The following is an 18,817-nucleotide window of genomic DNA, read 5'->3' as shown; positions in this document are numbered from 1 at the left end:
TAGGATTATAATGTAATTAAATTACATAAATTAAATATAATTCCATAATCGAATAAAGGAGGAATACTCATGGACTTGCTATTAAAAAATCTATCACAAGTAGTTACTTTTAACGATAAAGACGAAATTTTATGCAAGGCAGATATATTAATCCACAAAAATGAAATTATATCCATAGATAAGAATATAACTCCACATGAAAATACTGAAGTTATAGATTGTTCTGGTTTAATTGCTTTGCCTGGCTTTGTGAATACTCATCATCACCTTTATCAAACTCTTTTCAGAGGTATAAAAGAAGTTCAGGAAATGCCCTTATTCCCATGGTTGAAAGGTCTCTATGAATTTTGGAAACATATAGGTCCAGAGGCTGTTTATTATGGATCATTAGTTGGTTTTAGTGAACTATTAAGAACAGGTTGTACAACAACAATGGATCATCACTATGTATTTCCCGAGAATAGTCCTTCAACACTCATTGACGAACAAATAAAAGCCTCTTCTGAAATAGGTATACGTTTTCATGCTACTCGCGGATCTATGTCCCTTGGTAAAAACAATGGTGGATTACCACCTGATTCAGTAGTTCAAAATGAAGATACCATATTAGAAGATTCTGAAAGATTAATTCATAAGTACCATGATAGTAGTAAATTTTCCATGCATAGAATAGCGCTAGCTCCTTGTTCCCCTTTTTCAGTAAGTAAGTCTCTTATGACTGGTGCAAGAGATTTAGCTAGGAAAAATGGAGTTATGCTTCATACACATCTAGCTGAAACTAAAGATGAAGAACAATTCTGCTTAAAGATGTATGGAAGAAGACCAGTAGAACTTATGGCCGACTTAGGTTGGACTGGACATGATGTTTGGTTTGCCCATGTAATTCACCTTAACGAAGCTGAAATGGGAATATTAAAAGGTTCAGGTGTAGCTCATTGTCCATCTTCTAATATGAAGCTTTCCAGCGGAATATGTCCTACTAATGATCTTCTAAAAGCTGGAGTTAAAGTAAGTATTGCAGTAGACGGAAGTGCTTCTAATGATGGTTCAAATATGTGGGAAGAAGTTAGACGTGCTTACTTATTAAATCACTTAAAATACGGATATGATGGCTTAAACGCTTATGAAATATTAAAATTATCCACAAGAGGAGGTGCCGAGGTTTTAGGAAGAGATGATATAGGAATTTTAAAAGAAGGAATGGCAGCTGATATTGCTATTTTTGATTTAGATGATATTGCTTACTCTGGATGTCACGATCCTTTGGTTGGGCTAGTGACCTGTGGAAATACTAGTCTAGTAAAAATGACTATAGTTAACGGCAAAGTTGTAGTTAAAGACGGAAAGCTCCTTACAATAGATACTCTAAAAACAGCAATTGAAGCACATAACGTAGCTAGTAAATTAGTTAAATTACAAAGGGGTATGGCATAAAAACTAATTATTTACCCTATTGAAATTTTATACAATATACTTTACAATGATGCATTTTTATATTTAACAGCAAAAATGGATGTTGAAAATCAACATCCATTTTTCATGCAATTTAACTATTAAATAAATCTATAAACTTAAAATTATTAAAATCAAATAATCCTCTAGCTGTTATTTTTAATTCTGGTATAACAGGAAGAGCCATAAAGCCTAATGTTAGAAATATATTCATATCTTTGTCAGCTCCATACTGTATACAAATATTTTTCATTCTTTTTAATTTATCCATTACAAAATCAGAATTTCTAAATGTCATAAGTCCACCAATTGGCAAGCTTAACTGTTCTAAGACTTCTCCTTTTGAAACTACAGCTATTCCTCCACCAATATTTATAACAGTATTAACAGCTATCTCCATATCTTTATCGTCACTGCCAACTACTATAATATTATGAGAATCATGTGCAATTGTTTGAGCTATGGAACAGTCCCTAATTCCTAGCCCCTCTATAAATCCTATAAAGTGCTTACCTGTATTTTTATGTCTTTCAAAAATTCCTATTTTCAGTATATTAGGATGCTTAACTTTTTCTAAGTATCCATCTTTTATCTCTACTTTTCTTAAAACTTTTTTAGTTTCAATAGTATTTTGTAAAACTTTAATCACGTTTATATTTTCCGATTTAGCTCTAATTTTGAAAACTTCATTATTTATATATCCAATATTCATGGAATTTTTAAAGGATATATCATAGTCTAATTCGTCTTTATCAACATAGATTTCTCCATCTCTAATTACTTCTTTTACTTTGAAATTTTTCAAATCTTCTATAATAGCTAAGTTGGCCTTATATCCAGGTGCAACTGCTCCTAATTTTTTCAATCCATAACATTGAGCTGCATTTAATGTAGCTATAGTAATTGCCTTTATTGGATCCAGTCCTTCCTGTACTGAAATTCTAAGACATTCATCTATAGAACCCTCTTCTATTAAATCCACAATATTTTTATCATCAGTACAAAATAGAAACCTATGAAAATTACTATTATCAACAGCCGGAAGTAAGTTTCTTAGGTTTTTAGCTGCTGATCCATGTCTAAGCATAACGTACATTCCTTTACCAATCTTGTTTAATGCTTCCTTCGGAGTTGAACATTCATGATCAGTATATATTCCACAGGTAATATAAGCATTTAACCACTGATTATTTATCCCTGGACAGTGCCCATCTAAATATTTATCTTCAAATAATTCTATTTTTTTAAGCATACTGTGATTTCCATTTACAACTGAAGGTACATCCATTACTTCCCCAAGTCCTAATACATTTTTATGGTTAATAAAATAAGCTAATTCATCAGCGCTTAATAATGCACCATTATCCTCGAATTCAACAGCTGGAACACAAGAAGGCATCATAAAAAATATATCAATTGCACTTTTTTTTGAATCATTTATCATAAATTTAATACCATCTGTCCCTAAAACATTAGCTATTTCATGAGGATCTGCAATACAAGTGGTTACCCCTTTTTTTATTAGTAAATGTGAAAATATTTCTGGTGTAACTTTTGATGACTCTATATGAACATGTGCATCTATAAATCCAGGAGCAACATAGTAGTTTGTACAATCTATTTCTTTTTCTCCGTTATAATTTCCAATTCCAACAATAGTATCTCCATTTATAGCTATATCTCCAGTTTCAATGCTACCTAGAAATACGTTCACAATTGATGCATTTTTCAAAACAAGCTGCGCCCTTTTGTTTCCTAGTGCAATATTAAGATTATCTTTTAACTTATTCATAAAATTCTCCTTCGCATGGCAGTCTTTTACATAAATAATACTTTATAATGTAATAAGTCTCAATATGAAAATTACGGCTAAAACATAAATTGTTGGTGAAATATTTTTAGACTTTCCTCCAAGTAAGTTAAATACTACATATGCAATAACTCCAAACATCAATCCGGTAGCTATACTATAAGTCAAAGGCATTAAAATTATTGTTAAGAAAGCTGGTATTGCTTCTGTATAATTTGTGAAGTCTATTTGAGTTATATTCTGCATCATAAATAATCCAACTATAATAAGTGCTGGAGCTGTTGCACAACCTGGTATTGCCATAAATATAGGTGCAAGGAATAGTGAAAGTAAAAATAAAATACCTGTAGCAATAGCAGTAAGTCCTGTTCTTCCTCCCTCTGCTACTCCTGCTGAACTTTCAACATAAGTTGTAACTGTAGAAACTCCCATTAAAGCTCCCATAGTAGTTCCAATAGCATCTACTAATAGTGCTTTATCTGCTCTTAATACATTTCCATCTTTATCTATCATATTAGCTTTAGACGCAACTCCAACTAGTGTTCCTACTGTATCAAAAAAATCTACAAATAAGAATGTCAATAAAATAGATATGAAACTTACAAGTCCCTCTGTATGAGTAAATACTGAAAAGTCTAGTTTACCAGCTATAGGCCCTATTCCATGGAAAGCAAATATACCCTTTGGTAAATAAATTCCATATAGTTCAGCAGCTTTAGCTGGTCCAATTATAACAGCATAAATCCATGATATAATTGTACATGCTAAAATGCCCCAAAGGATTGCACCTTTAACTTTTTTGTAGACTAGAGATCCTATGATTACTACTCCAATTACAGCAATAACTGCTCTAGGATCTTTAAATGTTCCTAATGTAAGTAAAGTGGCATCATCATTAACTACTATCTTTGCATTTTGAAATCCTATTAATGCAATAAACAGACCTATACCAGCGCTTACAGCTATTTTCAATGTTAAAGGAATTGAATTAACAACCATCTCTCTTACTTTAGTTACAGATAGAATTATAAATATAATTCCTTCAGCAAATACTGCAGTTAATGCAATCTGCCATGGCACTTTCATATTACCACACACTGAAAAGGCAAAGAATGCATTAAGCCCCATACCTGAAGCTAGGGCAAAAGGTAGATTCGCATAAATTCCCATAAGAATTGTAGTAAGACCTGCTGCAAGACATGTAGCCGTTAAAAGAGCTTCCTTAGGCATACCCGTAGTTGATAAAAATTCCGGATTAACTGCGATAATGTATGCCATAGTTAAGAATGTAGTTAATCCTGCAATCAATTCAGTTTTTACTGTTGTCCTATTTTCCGTCAACTTAAAAGTCCTCTCTAAAAAACTGTCGTTATTAATACCACTGTTCATACTCATAATACCCCTCCTTTCTTGCATCTTGGATAATATATTTAAATCCAAAATACTCTAATAAATGAGTATGCAAAATGTAATTAATTTAGAAAAACATTATGTCTTAGATCTAATAGCTTTAGACTATATAAGAGCAATATTAATGCCAAGTTTAAACATAACAAAATTAAAGATGAAAATGTAAATATCACTAAATTTACGTATATATCGCAAAGCCAACTATCATATTGATAAATTCTTTAGAATAATGACTTGGAACAGTGTATAATATTTAAGTTCAATTGAATTTATCAAAACTGTAAATTTTACCATTTTGATAGATGATTTATAGTTCCCTAATAATTTATCAAATATTTATTTATAAATTTTTCATTACCCTATTAACATTTTTTTCATTTATATGTTGACTTTTACATATAAATATTTTATACTGTGATAGTAAATTAAATAAAAATGATTAAAACTTAAAGGAGGTAGAGTTATGTTTAATACATGTATCAATATAAATACACTTAAAATTCAATACAGAATGTGTGAAAATAACTCTGCTGTAAAATACTCATTTTAAATACTATATAACCACATATGTAGATATTTAATAACAAGTAATTTCCGCCATGAGTTATAGTACTCATGGCTTTTAGTTTCTAATAATATATATTTTTCAAAATTTATTATTATGTTTTAAAGCCGTGATATTCACGGCTTTTTATATTTTAAAATTGACTTTATAAAAAAGCTAATATTATTTTTAAAAGTTATAATTAGCTAAAAAAAAGTCAAAAATTATAAAAAAGGAGTAGATGACTATGATCAAATTAGCAAATCCAACAACAAATTTAACAAACGGAAAGCAAAATAAAATATCAGGAGGTAATACATTTGTTAAAGCCCGGAGTAAGTTTTCAATATTTGAACCCTAATTTTAATTACCATAATCTTAATAGAGGATTGGAATATCAACTAAAAGATTATTGCAAATCTGAAGGTATAAATCTTTATTATTACTTATATTTATTAGAAAATAATAAATATAAAATTTCTAAATTCAAATTATTCGCTTTATCAGGAGGAATAATTAGCCTAGGAGTATTTATAATGACATTATTTTATTAATTTTAGTTAGACTTATAAATTGTAAACTTTATTACTATAAAGAAATTTTGGTCTTAATACATTGTTTATATGTATTAAGACCTTTTCTATTTTGTAAAAGATTATGCATAAGTTAATAATTAGTTTTCATTTTATTAAAACTCATGTTATTTACTCCGGGTAGATTATCTGTTAAAATTAAAGTTATGATAATTAATTACTAAATAATACATTATATCTTATGCAAAATGTCGATTAGACGGTAAACTTAAATATTAAAATACAAATAGGAGTAGGATAACTAATGAGTAAAAAAAGTAAATTTGATAATAACTACAGTTCTCTTGAAAGTAGCGAAGATACGAAAAAGTACATAAAAGAAATGCACGAAATGGCAGATAAAAATGCTAGAACTAGTAATATAGTTTTTACAGCCGTAGGAATACCTATTTTAGTTATTATTCTTGTTACAATAATACAAATGTTTTCTTTTACTATTAATCTAGCAAAAGGAAACGGAAAAATTAAAGCTCCTGAAGTAGTTTCGGACACTAATAAACCATCTCAGGGTAATTCTGATAAATCTGGGACAGATCAAAGTGGACAAGACAATAAAAATACTTCTGTTCAAGACAATACTGGTAAACTTAATGATAAAATTTATACTTATCTAAATGATAAAGCTAATAGAACTTCATCATTAAATAAAGCAATAAAATTGAATAACGGAAGTGATAAGGGTCTTTCTACAATATTTGTAGCACAAATTCTCCGCGATAATGGATATAATATTCCAAATACAGTTATAAATACAGATTCTTTAGTTAAGCAGCTAGAAAAGGATGGCTGGGAGAAAATCACAGATTATAACAAATTAGAAAAAGGTGATGTTTGTTTTACAACTAAATCCAAATCAGGGTCCCCTTCACAAACTTATATTTTTATGGGATGGATAACTGAAGGTAAAACTGATTATGGAAATATAGTTGATAATCAAGTTTCTGAATATAAGGATACTCTTCATAAGAGAAATATATCTGTTTCAACTCCTAAGAAAGATAAATTTGAATTCTTAATGAGAAAAAAACAATAATAAAAAAATCTAGACCTAAGCTTTTGGGTCTAGATTTTTTTATTTATTCTTTACTTTAAAATTTAAATATTTAATCTAATCAATACCCTTATATTCCATTTGATAAAGTTAATCATATAATGTAAACTATAATCATAACCATATGTAAAGGTTTTAATTACTCTAAATTGAGTAAAACTTTGTTCTGGTAGAGCCTATATTCTATCTAAATCCTAAAATATTAAATTGAGGTGAAATACTATGAATAATACTTTAAATATTATAAAGGATAAAGTGTTAACTTATGAACAAAAGGTATTAAACCTTGCAAGAGAAGCTGAAAATAGCCTTGACGTTTTAAATATAAGTAAAGAAGTTCAAGAGTACAGAAATGAAGGCATAATTTGTGATCTTAACGAGGGACTTGCTCCCTACAGACCTAGATATATAGCTCCTGACTACGAAAGTTTCATAAAAAATGGAAGTGAATTTTTAGGACTAGAACCTCCTAAGAATATTTGGGAAGCTACTAATAACTTGTTAATTCTATATAAACACGTACCCTCTATAACTTCATTTCCTGTATACATTGGAAATATAGATACTTTACTTGACCCATTTATACAAAATGAAGATGAAGCCTATTTAGCAATTAAGCTTTTTATAACTCATATTGATAGAACAATAACTGATTCTTTTTGCCATGCTAATATTGGTCCTAAAGATACAAAAGCAGGGAGAATAATCTTAAAAGTTCAAAGAGAACTACAAACCTCCATACCTAATATAAGTTTAAAGCTGAATAATGATACACCAGATAATTTTGTAATTGAAGCTATTAAAACAGCTCTAATTACAGCAAAACCAAGCTTTGCAAATGATTCCATGTTCTCAAAAGAATTTAATAATAACTATTGTATAGCAAGCTGCTACAATGGACTTCCTATTGGCGGAGGAAGTTACACCCTTGTAAGATTGAACTTAGCTACTCTAGCAAAGAAAGCTCTAAGTGAAGAAGATTTTATAAACAATTTTCTTCCAGATGCTGTTGTTAGAATGACTGAATATATGGATGAAAGAATTAAGTTTATAGTTGAAGAAAGTAACTTTTTTCAAAGTAGTTTCTTAGTTAGAGAGGGTCTAATTTCAAAAGATAGCTTCACAGCAATGTTTGGAATGTTTGGTCTTGCAGAATGTGTGAATCACTTTATAGATTCAAATGATCAAAAAGGTAGGTTTGGACATAGCGAAAAAGCTAATGATTTAGGCTATAAAATTATAAAAAAATTATATGAAGAAGTTAACAAGCATAAGAATCCATATTGTAAGATAACAAATGAAAACTTTCTACTTCATGCACAAGTAGGAATTGAAACAGATATTGGAATAAGCCCCGGATGCAGAATTCCTATAGGAGAAGAACCAGAACTTCATGAACATTTAATACAATCAGCTAGATTCCATAAATTTTTTCCCTCTGGTATAGGTGATATATTTGCATTTGACGAGACCACTAAGAAAAACCCTGATTTTCTACTTGATATTATTAAAGGTGCATTTAAGCAAGATATGAGATATATTTCATTATATTGCACTGACTGTGATGTAATTAGAATAACAGGATATTTAGTTAAAAAATCTGAAATAGAAAAGCTAAACCGTGGAGAACAAGTACTTCGTGATACCGTAGCATTAGGACTTGGAGCCGTTAAAAATTCAAGAATACTAGAAAGAAAGGTTAGAACTAATGAATAAAGGATTAATTAATAGAATTCTTCCATTTAGTTCAGTAGATGGTCCTGGTAATAGGACAGCAATTTTTCTCCAAGGTTGTAACTTTAACTGCTTATATTGTCATAATCCAGAGACAATTAATCTATGTTCTCACTGCGGAAAATGTGTTTCTAATTGTCCTTATGGTGCTCTTAATCTTGATGAAAATAAGGTATTTTGGAATAAGAATCTGTGTGAGAAATGTGATATATGTCTTAAAGTTTGCAATAAATCTAGTTCTCCAAAAGCAGTATATATGACAGTAGAACAGATTATAGCGAAAATTCAAAAAACCAGTGCCTTTATTTCAGGAATAACTGTTTCAGGTGGAGAGTGTACCCTCCAATCTGAATTTTTGATTAGATTATTTAGTGAAGTTAGAAAAATGGGATTAACCTGCTTTATAGATACTAATGGCTCTACTCCTCTATCAGAAAATAAAGCTTTAGTAGATGTAATGGATATGGCTATGGTAGATTTAAAATCCTATGATCCTGAAGAACATAAATTTCTTACAGGCATGGGCAATGATGTAGTTATAGAAAATATTAAATATCTCTCTAAAATTAATAAGCTTTATGAAGTTAGAACTGTTATTGTTCCTGAGCTTCTAAATAATAAGTACAATGTAGATATGACAAGCAAACTTATTGCTTCATTAAATCCAAATATAAAATATAAATTTATTAAGTATAGGCCTATGGGGGTTAGAACTGAAATAATAAATAGTTATACTCCTTCAGATGAAGTTATGGAAGAACTAAAAATAGTAGCACTTGAAAATGGCTGTACTGACGTAATTTTAGTTTAATTTTAAAGTAAATAGGTTATCTCAAAAGAGAGAGTAAATAGATTTATGTAAATTTAAATCTGTTTGCACTATTTTTTAGCTCATAGATAAAAGCAGCTATCTAAAAAATCTGGATAGTTGCTTTTTTTAAAATTTATATAATCTAGTCTATGCACTTTTTCAATGATACCTTTGTGTACTTTTAAATCTCTGTTAACATTATCAAAGATTTCGATAAAAAGATGTTTTTCCAAATATTGACTGAAACATATACATATTATATAATGAAAACAACTGGATTAAATGATTTTTATGGCGAAAGAACTATTTTCAAGTATTTGGCTATTAACTCATGGAATAGCTTATACTATTGCCATAAATCAGTATTCTTTTGATGAACAAAAAATCAGGAGAATTTTAATAAATTCATTCAAGGGTATATCATCTAACTGCAAAGGAGGAATTACTATATGAAAAGTAAGTTATCTGAAAAGCAGAAGCAGCTTGACACTGATATTTGGATTATTGCTTTATTCACAATGGCAGCATTCATTATTTATATGACATTTGAAAATGAAATGATGAAATATGTAAAAGATATAACGCACCCTATTATACTGAAACTATTAGTTAATGCTGTAGTACAGTTCTCTATTGCAGGGTTAGGAATTGTAGTTGTTTCTCTTATCCGTAAAGAAAGTTTTTTTCAATTTGGGTTATTTAAGTCAGGTGCCTTCAAATCCATTTTAGGATCAACTCTATGTTTTATTCCAAGTTTGATTTATATTATTACTTCAGGGCAATTTGTTAGTTATCGTCCTCTTTCTATCTTGATTTCAGATGAAATTCTCCAAAGTAGATTTCCTATAAATGTTTTAGGAATGGCGATTATTGCACTGGTATGGGGATTTTTTGAGGGATTTAATTATGTAGTTATCAGTGACAAACTTAATAAAAGATATCCTTCCAACAAAAAATGGATAAATATAGGGGCTATTACTTGTGCTTTAATTTGCATTTTATTTCACCCTTTCAGCACTTCTTTTTGGGGAATTATCGAAATAATCACCACATTTATTCTTATATATGGAATGCTTATAGTTAAGGAAAAAACAGGTAATGCCTGGGGATGCGTATTTGTTTTCTGCTTCTTGTGGAATGCGTTTTAGAGACTATTAAAGTCAGGTGGCAGCATGTGAAAATTATATAAAGACATTTATATTAAATAACTTTTTCATCTAGTCTAAAATCTCTCCACAGACTCAATAAGAAAAAACGCCTAAACCTCAAAACACTATATCTATGCGGAGTCTCGGCGTTTTTAATATTCTTATTTTACGATTAACATATTTGAGAATATGGAAAATATGTTACTTTTTATAGTTTTCTGTATTGTATACGATCTAAATCGTCTTCCCTGATTACCATGCCATAAAATTCATTTTCAACTTCCGATTTAAATTTCTTTCCATCTTCAGTATGTTCTTCTACAGGAGAGTCATCCATTACCACGTCCCTATATTCAAAAGGATGTGCTGAAGGTACATCATTTAATTTATCCATATCAATATGACTTTTCTTCGACATAATCATGCCTCCTAATCTATTAGGCTTATTCAGCCTAATATTAGTATATACAACTCTACATGATATTATTATTTTTCTTCAGCACCTTTATTTTCTTCTATAGACTAGTTAATAATAACATTACATTTAATATAGTAACTATAAATCCTATAATCCAAAGTAATATTCTTTCAATTCCTGCATTCGCGTATTTTCCCATAACTTTTTTAGATGAAGTCAAGTATATCTGTAGAAATATCGATATAGGTAATTGTATACTTAAAAACATCTGTGAATATACAAGCCCTTTGAAAGGATTACTTATAAAAAATATAACTATTGCTGCTGCAATTAATGTTATTCCTACTCCTATCTTTGTATGACTATCGTTTATATCATAAGGTTCTTTAAATATTCCAGCAAATATACTACCGCCTGCCATACCGGCTGTAACTGAAGATGAAATTCCTGCAAGCAGCAATGCAATGGCAAATACTATAGAAGCTGTATTACCTAATAATGGTTTTAACATTTGCTGTGCTTGATTCAACTCTGTAACTTGAACTCCTCTTGTAAAAAAAGTTGCTGCTGCTATAAGTATCATAGCACTATTTATAGCCCATCCTATTATCATAGAAAAGAAAGTATCTAAAAATTCGTATTTTAATTGTTTTGCAATTATTTTATCATCTTCTAAATTCCATTGCCTGCTTTGAATAACTTCTGAATGTAAGAATAAATTATGCGGCATAACTACAGCACCAAGTACACTCATTATTATTGGCATTGATCCACTTGGAAAGCTAGGTTTTACCCAACTTATAGCTGCTTGATTCCAATCTACATTTACAAAGCTTAATTCTATAATAAATGATATACCTATTAATGAAACAAAACCTATAATCCATTTTTCAAGTTTTTTGTAGGAATTAGTATAAAGCATCCACATAATAACAGCTAAAACAAGCAATGAACCTATTTTTATAGGTATATTAAATAGCATCTGAAGTGCTATAGCTCCCCCAAGAATTTCTGCAAGAGCTGTTGATATGGCTGCTAGCATCCCTGTACCAAGAGTTAATCTGCTAATCCAGGGTTTTAGGTAAACAGTAGCTGATTCTGATAAACAATACCCTGTTACAATACCAAGATGAGCTGCATTATGTTGAAGTACAATCAACATAAAAGTTGAAAGTGTAACCATCCAAAGCAATGTATAACCGTAGTCTGAGCCTGCTGCTACATTTGATGCCCAGTTGCCAGGATCAATAAACCCTACTGTTACTAATAACCCTGGTCCTATATATTTTAAAAAATCTAATGCCATTAATTTTGCTTTATGTTCTCCACCAAACATTTTTATTTTCTTTAATTTTTCCATATGTTAATTTCCTCCCCTCTGCCACATGGCTTACGGAAAGTTTTAAATGAATATAAAACTAATATTCATTTAAAACAGTTTAAAAAATTATTTATTAAATAACTACTTTTCCGATGTATTGCCCTTTTATATATTATACTAAAAATTGCTTTAAAATCAAATAATAATTATCAATTAATATTAAATATCATTTTATGTAAGGGTAATCATATTAATTATATGGAATTTAAGATTTTATTTTATATAAAAGTATAGACTGCATTTTAGTAGTTGTAGATATAATAATTTTAATTATTATATAAATACTAAAACACAGTCTACTATAAAGGAAATTTTAGTGAGAACTTAGTGATTAAAATCATATTAGAATAATTATAGAACACAAAAAATATTTTGTTAGATTTAATAATTTTAATTTGTTATTTTAACATTCTACCACACTAAATTATTAAAGTATATAGTTTTTTTAATTTTTTTACAAAAAACTAACGAAATTTACATAACATAATGATAAAATACCTCAGGCTTTATGCCTGAGGTATTTTATATATCTTTTCCCATTATCCAAACTTTTATGTCTTCTATTAGATTTTTGTCATATATATCTGCTAAAATATTTAACTTATTAAGTATTTCATTTTTAGTAAATTTTATTCCCTTTAAAGCTTTCTCTATATCTTTAATTAAGTTTGAATCCATAGCATCAGAAAATACTGCTATATCGCTTACATGAGCATCTTTTAAATTTAAGTTGATATCTAAATCTCCCCAGGTAAATCTATTATAAAGATTTATTTCAAAGTTCGGTGTCTCTCCATATCTCCATTTCCAAGAGGAATACTTCTCGTAAAGTTCTCTAAACTCACTTGTGTCTCCATCCTTTATTATGGCTTCACTTATTGTATTGTTATATATTAATTGAAAACTTTCCTCTAAGGCTTTACTTAAGCTATTTATATCTATAGCTGGATTTATATTGCTGAGATTTGTAACCCTAGCTTCTACAGATTCAATTCCCTTTGATTTTATCTTTTCTTTGCTCACTTGAAGATATTTAGCAAGCTTAGTCATCTCTGATGCCACTAAAAGTGTACCATGATGATAACAGTTATCTTCGTCATAATAAAAAGCATTTCCTGAAAACTTTCTTCCTTCTGCTATTATATCATTTCTTCCTGAAAACTCTGCATTTATGCCAAGAAGCTTAACTGCTTCTATAATTACCTGAAGTTGTTTTTCTATATTAAATATATTTTTTTTAGCAATAAAGGTAAAATTTAAATTTCCCAAGTCATGATAAACTGCTCCACCACCAGAAAGCCTTCTAGCTAACTTTCCTCCATCACCTTCTAGCTCATTATATCTACATTCTCTCCATGGATTTTGATTTCTGCCTATTACAACGGTATTATCATTCTGCCATAAATAAAATATTACTTCATCACTTTTTACGTTGTTAAAAAGGTATTCTTCTAATGCTAGATTATACCAAGGATTATAACTTAAAGATTTAACGAGTTTTAGTGTGAATTTATTCTGCAAAATGTAAAGCTCCCCCTTCTACAGATAAAACTCCTTCATGAATTACCTCTGCTGTTGTTGGATGAGCAAAGATTGTTTCTACTATCTGTTTTGTTGTCAATCCATTCTTAATAGCTAAAGTTAATGGAGATATTAAATCAGCTGAGTTTATTCCTATTATTCCTGCTCCTACTACTTTGTTTGAAGCTTTATCCTTTATAACTTTAATAAAGCCTCTTTCATCTCCCATAGTAAGCGCTTTTCCATTAGCTGCATATGGGAATTTTCCAACTTCTACATCCATGCCTTTTGATTTTGCATCTTTTTCTGTTAATCCTACTGTAGCTATTTCTGGATGTGTGAATATAGCACTTGGTACAGCTGAATAATCCATTCCTACATTATGTCCCATTATATTTTCTACTGCTACGATACCTTGATGAGAAGCTACATGAGCAAGTTGAATTATATTTGTAACATCACCAATAGCGTATATATTAGGTATATTAGTCTGCATTTGTGAATTTACCTTAATTCCTTTTTTGTTATCGTTTAACTCAATTCCAGCTTCTTCTATTCCTAAGCCTTCAAGATAAGGTTTTCTTCCTACAGACATTAAAACTTTATCCACTGATATATATTTTGACTCTCCACCTTTTGTAAACCTTACCACACACTTTTCATCTTCTGTATCTATTATTTCTTCTACTCTTGAGCCTGTATATAGCTTTATTCCTTTTTTCTCTGCAGCAGTTTTAATTTCATCTATTATATCTTGATCTAACATTTGAAGTACATTATCTAAATACTCTACTACAAATACCTCTACTCCAAATGATGCATATATAAAAGCAAATTCCATTCCTATTACTCCACCGCCTATTACAGCTAGCTTTTTAGGAAGCACCTTCATATCTAATATTTCTTTGCTTGTTAAAACGCCTTTAGAATTTGCTCCTGGAATAGGAAGATATACTGTTTCAGAACCTGTAGCAAGTATTATATTCTTACTATTTACTTCTACAATTTTATCTTCTGCTTCTGCTCTAACTGTGTTTTTATCTACTAATTTTCCACTTCCATTAATTAGTTTTATGCTATTCTTTTCTACTAGGTATTGTATACCTCCAACTAACTTACTTACAATGGAACTTTTTCTATTGATAACCTTTTCCATATCTACACTGTATTCTTTCACACTTAGTCCAAAGCTTTCAGCTTCTTTTAAACTATCATATACTTCTGCTGAACGAACTAAAGCTTTTGTAGGTATACATCCCCAATTTAGGCATGTACCTCCTAAGGATTCTTTTTCAACTAGCACAACCTTAGCTCCCATTTTAGCAGCTTTAATTGCAGCTACATATCCCCCAGGACCTCCACCAATTATAGTTATATCACTTTCAATTTTTTCAACTGGTTTTATCTTCTCTTCTTTAGCACTTCTTGTATTTGTTTCTACACATTGATTAATTTTGAACAATACATCTGTGGCTTTTACTTGTGCTCCTTCCTCTACTTCTATAGCTTCTATAGTTCCAGAAGATTGAGCTTTAACCACTGCATTACCTTTTTTTGTTTCTAATGATAATAGCTCTTGGCCAGCTTCAACTTTGTCTCCGACTTTAACATTTATCTTACCTATTGTCCCTAGTCTTGGACTCTTTATTAATACTGTCTCTACTTTTTCTTTTTCTACGCTAATTGTATTTTCTTCCTCGATTTTATCAACCCTAACTAAGACTTGCGCAGCTGTTACTTGCATTCCCTCTTCTACTTCTATAGCTTCTACAATTCCTGAAAATTGAGCCTTAACTACTGCATTTCCCTTTTTAGTTTCTAATGACAATAATTCTTGACCAGTTTCAACTTTGTCTCCGACTTTTATATTTATCTTACCTATAGTTCCTAATCTTGGACTTTTTATATCTACACTCATTTTATTTCCTCCAAAATTTTACTTTTAACAATCATAACGAAAAAACTAGCTACATCTATAACTAGTTTTCCCAACTTTATTTTATTAATTATCTTTCCATTGTAATTTTAGTTCTTTCAAGCTTTACTCCCTTGCCTAATGAATCCCCAACTGGGCATCTTTTTTCAATGAACTCTACAAATTCTTCAATTTTATCCTCTGGAGAACTACTCTTTATATGCATATTAAATCTTACATGTGAATAACCAGGTCTTACATCTGCTAGTCCTAAGAAACCATCAGTATCAAGGTCTCCTTCTAGTTCAACCCAAAAATCTTGTAAGTCTATTCCAAATTCATCTGCAAATGCTGATGCAACTATTGTTTGACATGCTCCAAGTCCGCATAATAATACTTCAACTGGATTCATTCCTGTATTTGTTCCGCCTAATTCTTCTGGTTCATCAAGTGTAATTTTAAATCCTCTTGCTTCAGTTTCTACTGATAATCCTTCTTTTTTTCTTGCTATTGCTTTAAAAGTTGTTAATGGCATTTAACCCACTCCTTTTTTAATAATTAATAATTTCTAAAGGTTATAATAAATATGTGTTATTAAAGTAATTGCTATTACAATAATTAGTATAGCAATTATTTTTATTTAAAGCAATATATAATTTGTACAAGTTGTTAAATTTTTTTCAATCTTTTTATATAATTGCACATAATGCTTTCTTTTGCATTATTTTTAACAATTTTTTATTTTTCTACTTTGTTTTGTTTTAAATGAATGTTAATCTTTACATTCATTTAAAACTTTTCATTTTATTTTTACCATTATCATTATAAAATTATACTGATATCAGATTTATATTTCAGGTATATTTCTTATCAAAAGCGTAACAATTATAGTTAACCAGAGTTAATAATAAAAAAGTTACTGCACTTTTAAGTGCAATAACTTTGTCTTTTCTATACTATTTTTCAATTGTTATCTTAGTTCTGTTAACTTTTACTCCTTGTCCTATTGTATCCCCTACTGGACATCTTGCTTCAACAAGTTCAACTAGATCTTTAATTTTTTCTTCTGGAGCATCACTTTTTACATGAATATTGAATCTTATGTCTAAGAAACCAGGCCTTACATCAGATAACCCTGCATTGCCATCTGAATCAATTTCTCCTTCAAGTTCTACCCAAACTTCTTGTAAATCTATACCAAGCTCAGGAGCAAGTACAGTTGCCATTATTGTTTGACAAGATCCAAGACTGCATAATAGAAGTTCAACTGGTGTCATTCCCTTATCTGTTCCTTCTTGGTCTATTGGCTCATCAATTAAAAGTTTAAATCCTCTTGATTCAGCTTCAACTAATACGCCTTCTTTTCTTCTTGTAACTGCTTTATATGTTCTTATCATTTAAGCTAATCCTCCTATTAAAATAATTGTCATCCTCACAATTAGTATATCAACAATCACTATATAAATCAAAACCGTTATAGACGATTTTTTAGGTATTTCTTAATTTTCTTCCTTCTCCACATTATCTGCCATAGCTTTTAGAACTTTTTTAAAAATTTTTATATCTTCATCTGAAATATCTTTACGTACTATTTCACTCATTCTTTCTCCTTCTGGAAGTAACTCTTTCCTTAGTTTTATTCCTTTATCAGTTAGCTTCAAGTATATTACTCTTCTATCTTCAGAACTTCTGACTCTGGAAATGTACTCCTCTTTCTCCATTCTGTCCACCAATCTTGCTACAGTAGAAGCTTTTATATTCATGAGGTTAGCAAGTTCAATTTGACTTATTTTTTCATATTTGCCTACATAATAAAGAGCTATCCACTGTACTTTAGTAACACCTTTCTTAAAGAGTCTCTCATTAAATGCATCACTAATTTTTTTAGCAGAATATCCTGTTATATATGCTAAACATGTATCTATATCAAACATCTATATATTCCTCCTAAATAAACTTATTCTCTTTATAATACATTACATAATATTATTATAATTCTTTTATAATTTCAATATGCAATTTATAGAACATTAAAAAACTGAAGATATATTATATTTATTAAAAGCTTAAACCCTATTAATAATAATTATTAATATTTTTATAAAAATAATACAGCTACACCTAATATAGTTATAATAGATCCTAATATTTCTTTTGGAGTAATTTTCTCTTTAAATAAAATAATTGCAGGAGGTATTATTAGGACAGGTACTATAGATGTTATTGTTGAAGATACGCCAGCCGTAGTATACTTTAGTGACATAAGCTGAAAAGATACCCCTAAAAAAGGCCCAAATAGAGCTCCTATAGAAATTTTCCCAATAGCATTTTTGTCTTTAAAAGCTTTGGCTAAGTTTCCCCATTTTTTCATAATGAAGAATAAAACCGCAAATCCAAATAATCCTGCTATTATACGTATTTGTGTTGCTGCAAAAGGATCATAATCCTTCATACCGAATTTACTTAAAATCATCCCCACAGATTGTCCAACAGCTCCTAAAAAGGCAAAAAGTAACCCTCTTTTAGGGTGTGAAAGTTTTATCTTTCCTTTACCTTCTGATTCATCCTCATTCCTTTTTAAAACAACAACAGCAATTCCAAGTACAGTAATAGACATGCCTATAATATTAGGCTTTGTAAGCTTTTCTCCTAAGACTATAAAACTTATTATTGCTGTTATAGGAGGAACAGACGCCATTACTAGCATTGAGATTCTAGATCCTATTTCAACATACGCTTGAAATAAAAATAAATCTCCTACAACCATACCTATAGCGCCAGATATTAGCAGCCAAAACCACGCACTTCCTGTAGCATCAATTGGTAAAAATAATCCTCTTGTAATTAGGGTATATATGCTTATTAATAAAAATCCAATAATAAGCCGTATAAAATTAACTGATAAAGAGCCTACTCTTTTTCCTGCTGATTCAAAAAAAAGTGATGTAGTAGTCCAAAATACTGCCGTTAATAGTGCTATAAATTCTCCTAAGTGTGCCTGAAACATTGTCATCCCCCCAAAATGCAAA

The 18,817-nt window shown here is 29.8% G+C and carries 16 protein-coding genes; 6 read left to right on the top strand and 10 right to left on the bottom strand.

The features are described 5' to 3' along the window. Positions 1-69: 69 nt before the first annotated feature. Positions 70-1,434, top strand: a complete 1,365-nt coding sequence (locus ACWW38_RS15285; protein WP_456258387.1) for an 8-oxoguanine deaminase — start codon at positions 70-72, stop codon at positions 1,432-1,434. A 112-nt stretch (positions 1,435-1,546) separates the two neighbouring features. Here the strand turns inward: ACWW38_RS15285 and ade are convergent, their stop codons facing one another. Beyond that, positions 1,547-3,244, bottom strand: a complete 1,698-nt coding sequence (gene ade / locus ACWW38_RS15280; RefSeq protein ID WP_456258386.1) for an adenine deaminase — start codon at positions 3,242-3,244, stop codon at positions 1,547-1,549. Positions 3,245-3,286: 42 nt separating this feature from the next. Next, the gene (locus tag ACWW38_RS15275) at positions 3,287-4,657 is read right to left on the bottom strand and encodes an NCS2 family permease (protein WP_456258385.1); all 1,371 of its coding nucleotides are present in this window, start codon (positions 4,655-4,657) and stop codon (positions 3,287-3,289) included. A gap of 879 nt (positions 4,658-5,536) precedes the next feature. Between ACWW38_RS15275 and ACWW38_RS15270 the strand changes: the two genes are divergently transcribed. The 5 genes from ACWW38_RS15270 to ACWW38_RS15250 all read left to right on the top strand — a co-directional run bounded on the left by ACWW38_RS15270 (position 5,537) and on the right by ACWW38_RS15250 (position 10,553). Continuing rightward, on the top strand, positions 5,537-5,770 hold the full coding sequence (locus ACWW38_RS15270) for a hypothetical protein (protein ID WP_456258384.1): 234 nt from the start codon (positions 5,537-5,539) through the stop codon (positions 5,768-5,770). Between the two features lie 283 nt (positions 5,771-6,053). Next, the gene (locus ACWW38_RS15265) at positions 6,054-6,842 is read left to right on the top strand and encodes a hypothetical protein (RefSeq protein ID WP_456258383.1); all 789 of its coding nucleotides are present in this window, start codon (positions 6,054-6,056) and stop codon (positions 6,840-6,842) included. Between the two features lie 240 nt (positions 6,843-7,082). After that, positions 7,083-8,576, top strand: coding sequence for a YjjI family glycine radical enzyme (locus ACWW38_RS15260; protein WP_456258382.1), 1,494 nt, complete (start codon positions 7,083-7,085; stop codon positions 8,574-8,576). After that, a complete protein-coding gene (locus ACWW38_RS15255) occupies positions 8,569-9,405 on the top strand; it encodes a YjjW family glycine radical enzyme activase (protein WP_456258381.1) in 837 nt (278 codons plus the stop codon). Before ACWW38_RS15260 ends, ACWW38_RS15255 begins: the two co-directional genes overlap by 8 nt. A gap of 449 nt (positions 9,406-9,854) precedes the next feature. Next, the gene (locus ACWW38_RS15250) at positions 9,855-10,553 is read left to right on the top strand and encodes a hypothetical protein (protein WP_456258380.1); all 699 of its coding nucleotides are present in this window, start codon (positions 9,855-9,857) and stop codon (positions 10,551-10,553) included. Positions 10,554-10,761: 208 nt separating this feature from the next. Here ACWW38_RS15250 and ACWW38_RS15245 read toward each other — a convergent pair whose 3' ends face one another. The 8 genes from ACWW38_RS15245 to ACWW38_RS15210 form a co-directional block, all read right to left on the bottom strand. After that, a complete protein-coding gene (locus ACWW38_RS15245; protein ID WP_456258379.1) occupies positions 10,762-10,971 on the bottom strand; it encodes a hypothetical protein in 210 nt (69 codons plus the stop codon). A gap of 97 nt (positions 10,972-11,068) precedes the next feature. Then, positions 11,069-12,331 (bottom strand): Nramp family divalent metal transporter, encoded by a 1,263-nt coding sequence (locus ACWW38_RS15240; protein WP_456258378.1) that lies wholly within the window; start codon positions 12,329-12,331, stop codon positions 11,069-11,071. A gap of 543 nt (positions 12,332-12,874) precedes the next feature. Then, on the bottom strand, positions 12,875-13,873 hold the full coding sequence (locus tag ACWW38_RS15235; protein ID WP_456258377.1) for a lipoate--protein ligase: 999 nt from the start codon (positions 13,871-13,873) through the stop codon (positions 12,875-12,877). Beyond that, positions 13,863-15,791 (bottom strand): dihydrolipoyl dehydrogenase, encoded by a 1,929-nt coding sequence (gene lpdA, locus ACWW38_RS15230; protein WP_456258376.1) that lies wholly within the window; start codon positions 15,789-15,791, stop codon positions 13,863-13,865. The genes ACWW38_RS15235 and lpdA overlap by 11 nt, the downstream gene beginning before the upstream one ends. An 88-nt stretch (positions 15,792-15,879) precedes the next feature. Continuing rightward, the gene (locus ACWW38_RS15225) at positions 15,880-16,323 is read right to left on the bottom strand and encodes an OsmC family protein (RefSeq protein WP_456258375.1); all 444 of its coding nucleotides are present in this window, start codon (positions 16,321-16,323) and stop codon (positions 15,880-15,882) included. A gap of 421 nt (positions 16,324-16,744) precedes the next feature. Next, on the bottom strand, positions 16,745-17,185 hold the full coding sequence (locus tag ACWW38_RS15220) for an OsmC family protein (protein ID WP_456258374.1): 441 nt from the start codon (positions 17,183-17,185) through the stop codon (positions 16,745-16,747). Positions 17,186-17,287: 102 nt separating this feature from the next. Continuing rightward, complete coding sequence (locus ACWW38_RS15215; protein ID WP_456258373.1) at positions 17,288-17,722, bottom strand: MarR family winged helix-turn-helix transcriptional regulator; 435 nt, start codon at positions 17,720-17,722, stop codon at positions 17,288-17,290. Between the two features lie 164 nt (positions 17,723-17,886). Next, positions 17,887-18,795 (bottom strand): DMT family transporter, encoded by a 909-nt coding sequence (locus tag ACWW38_RS15210; protein WP_456258372.1) that lies wholly within the window; start codon positions 18,793-18,795, stop codon positions 17,887-17,889. Positions 18,796-18,817 lie beyond the last annotated feature (22 nt).

The organism is Clostridium sp. JNZ J1-5 (assembly GCF_053901425.1).
The sequence above is the reverse complement of the archived record's forward strand: the minus strand, read 5'-3'. Positions and strand labels throughout refer to the sequence as shown.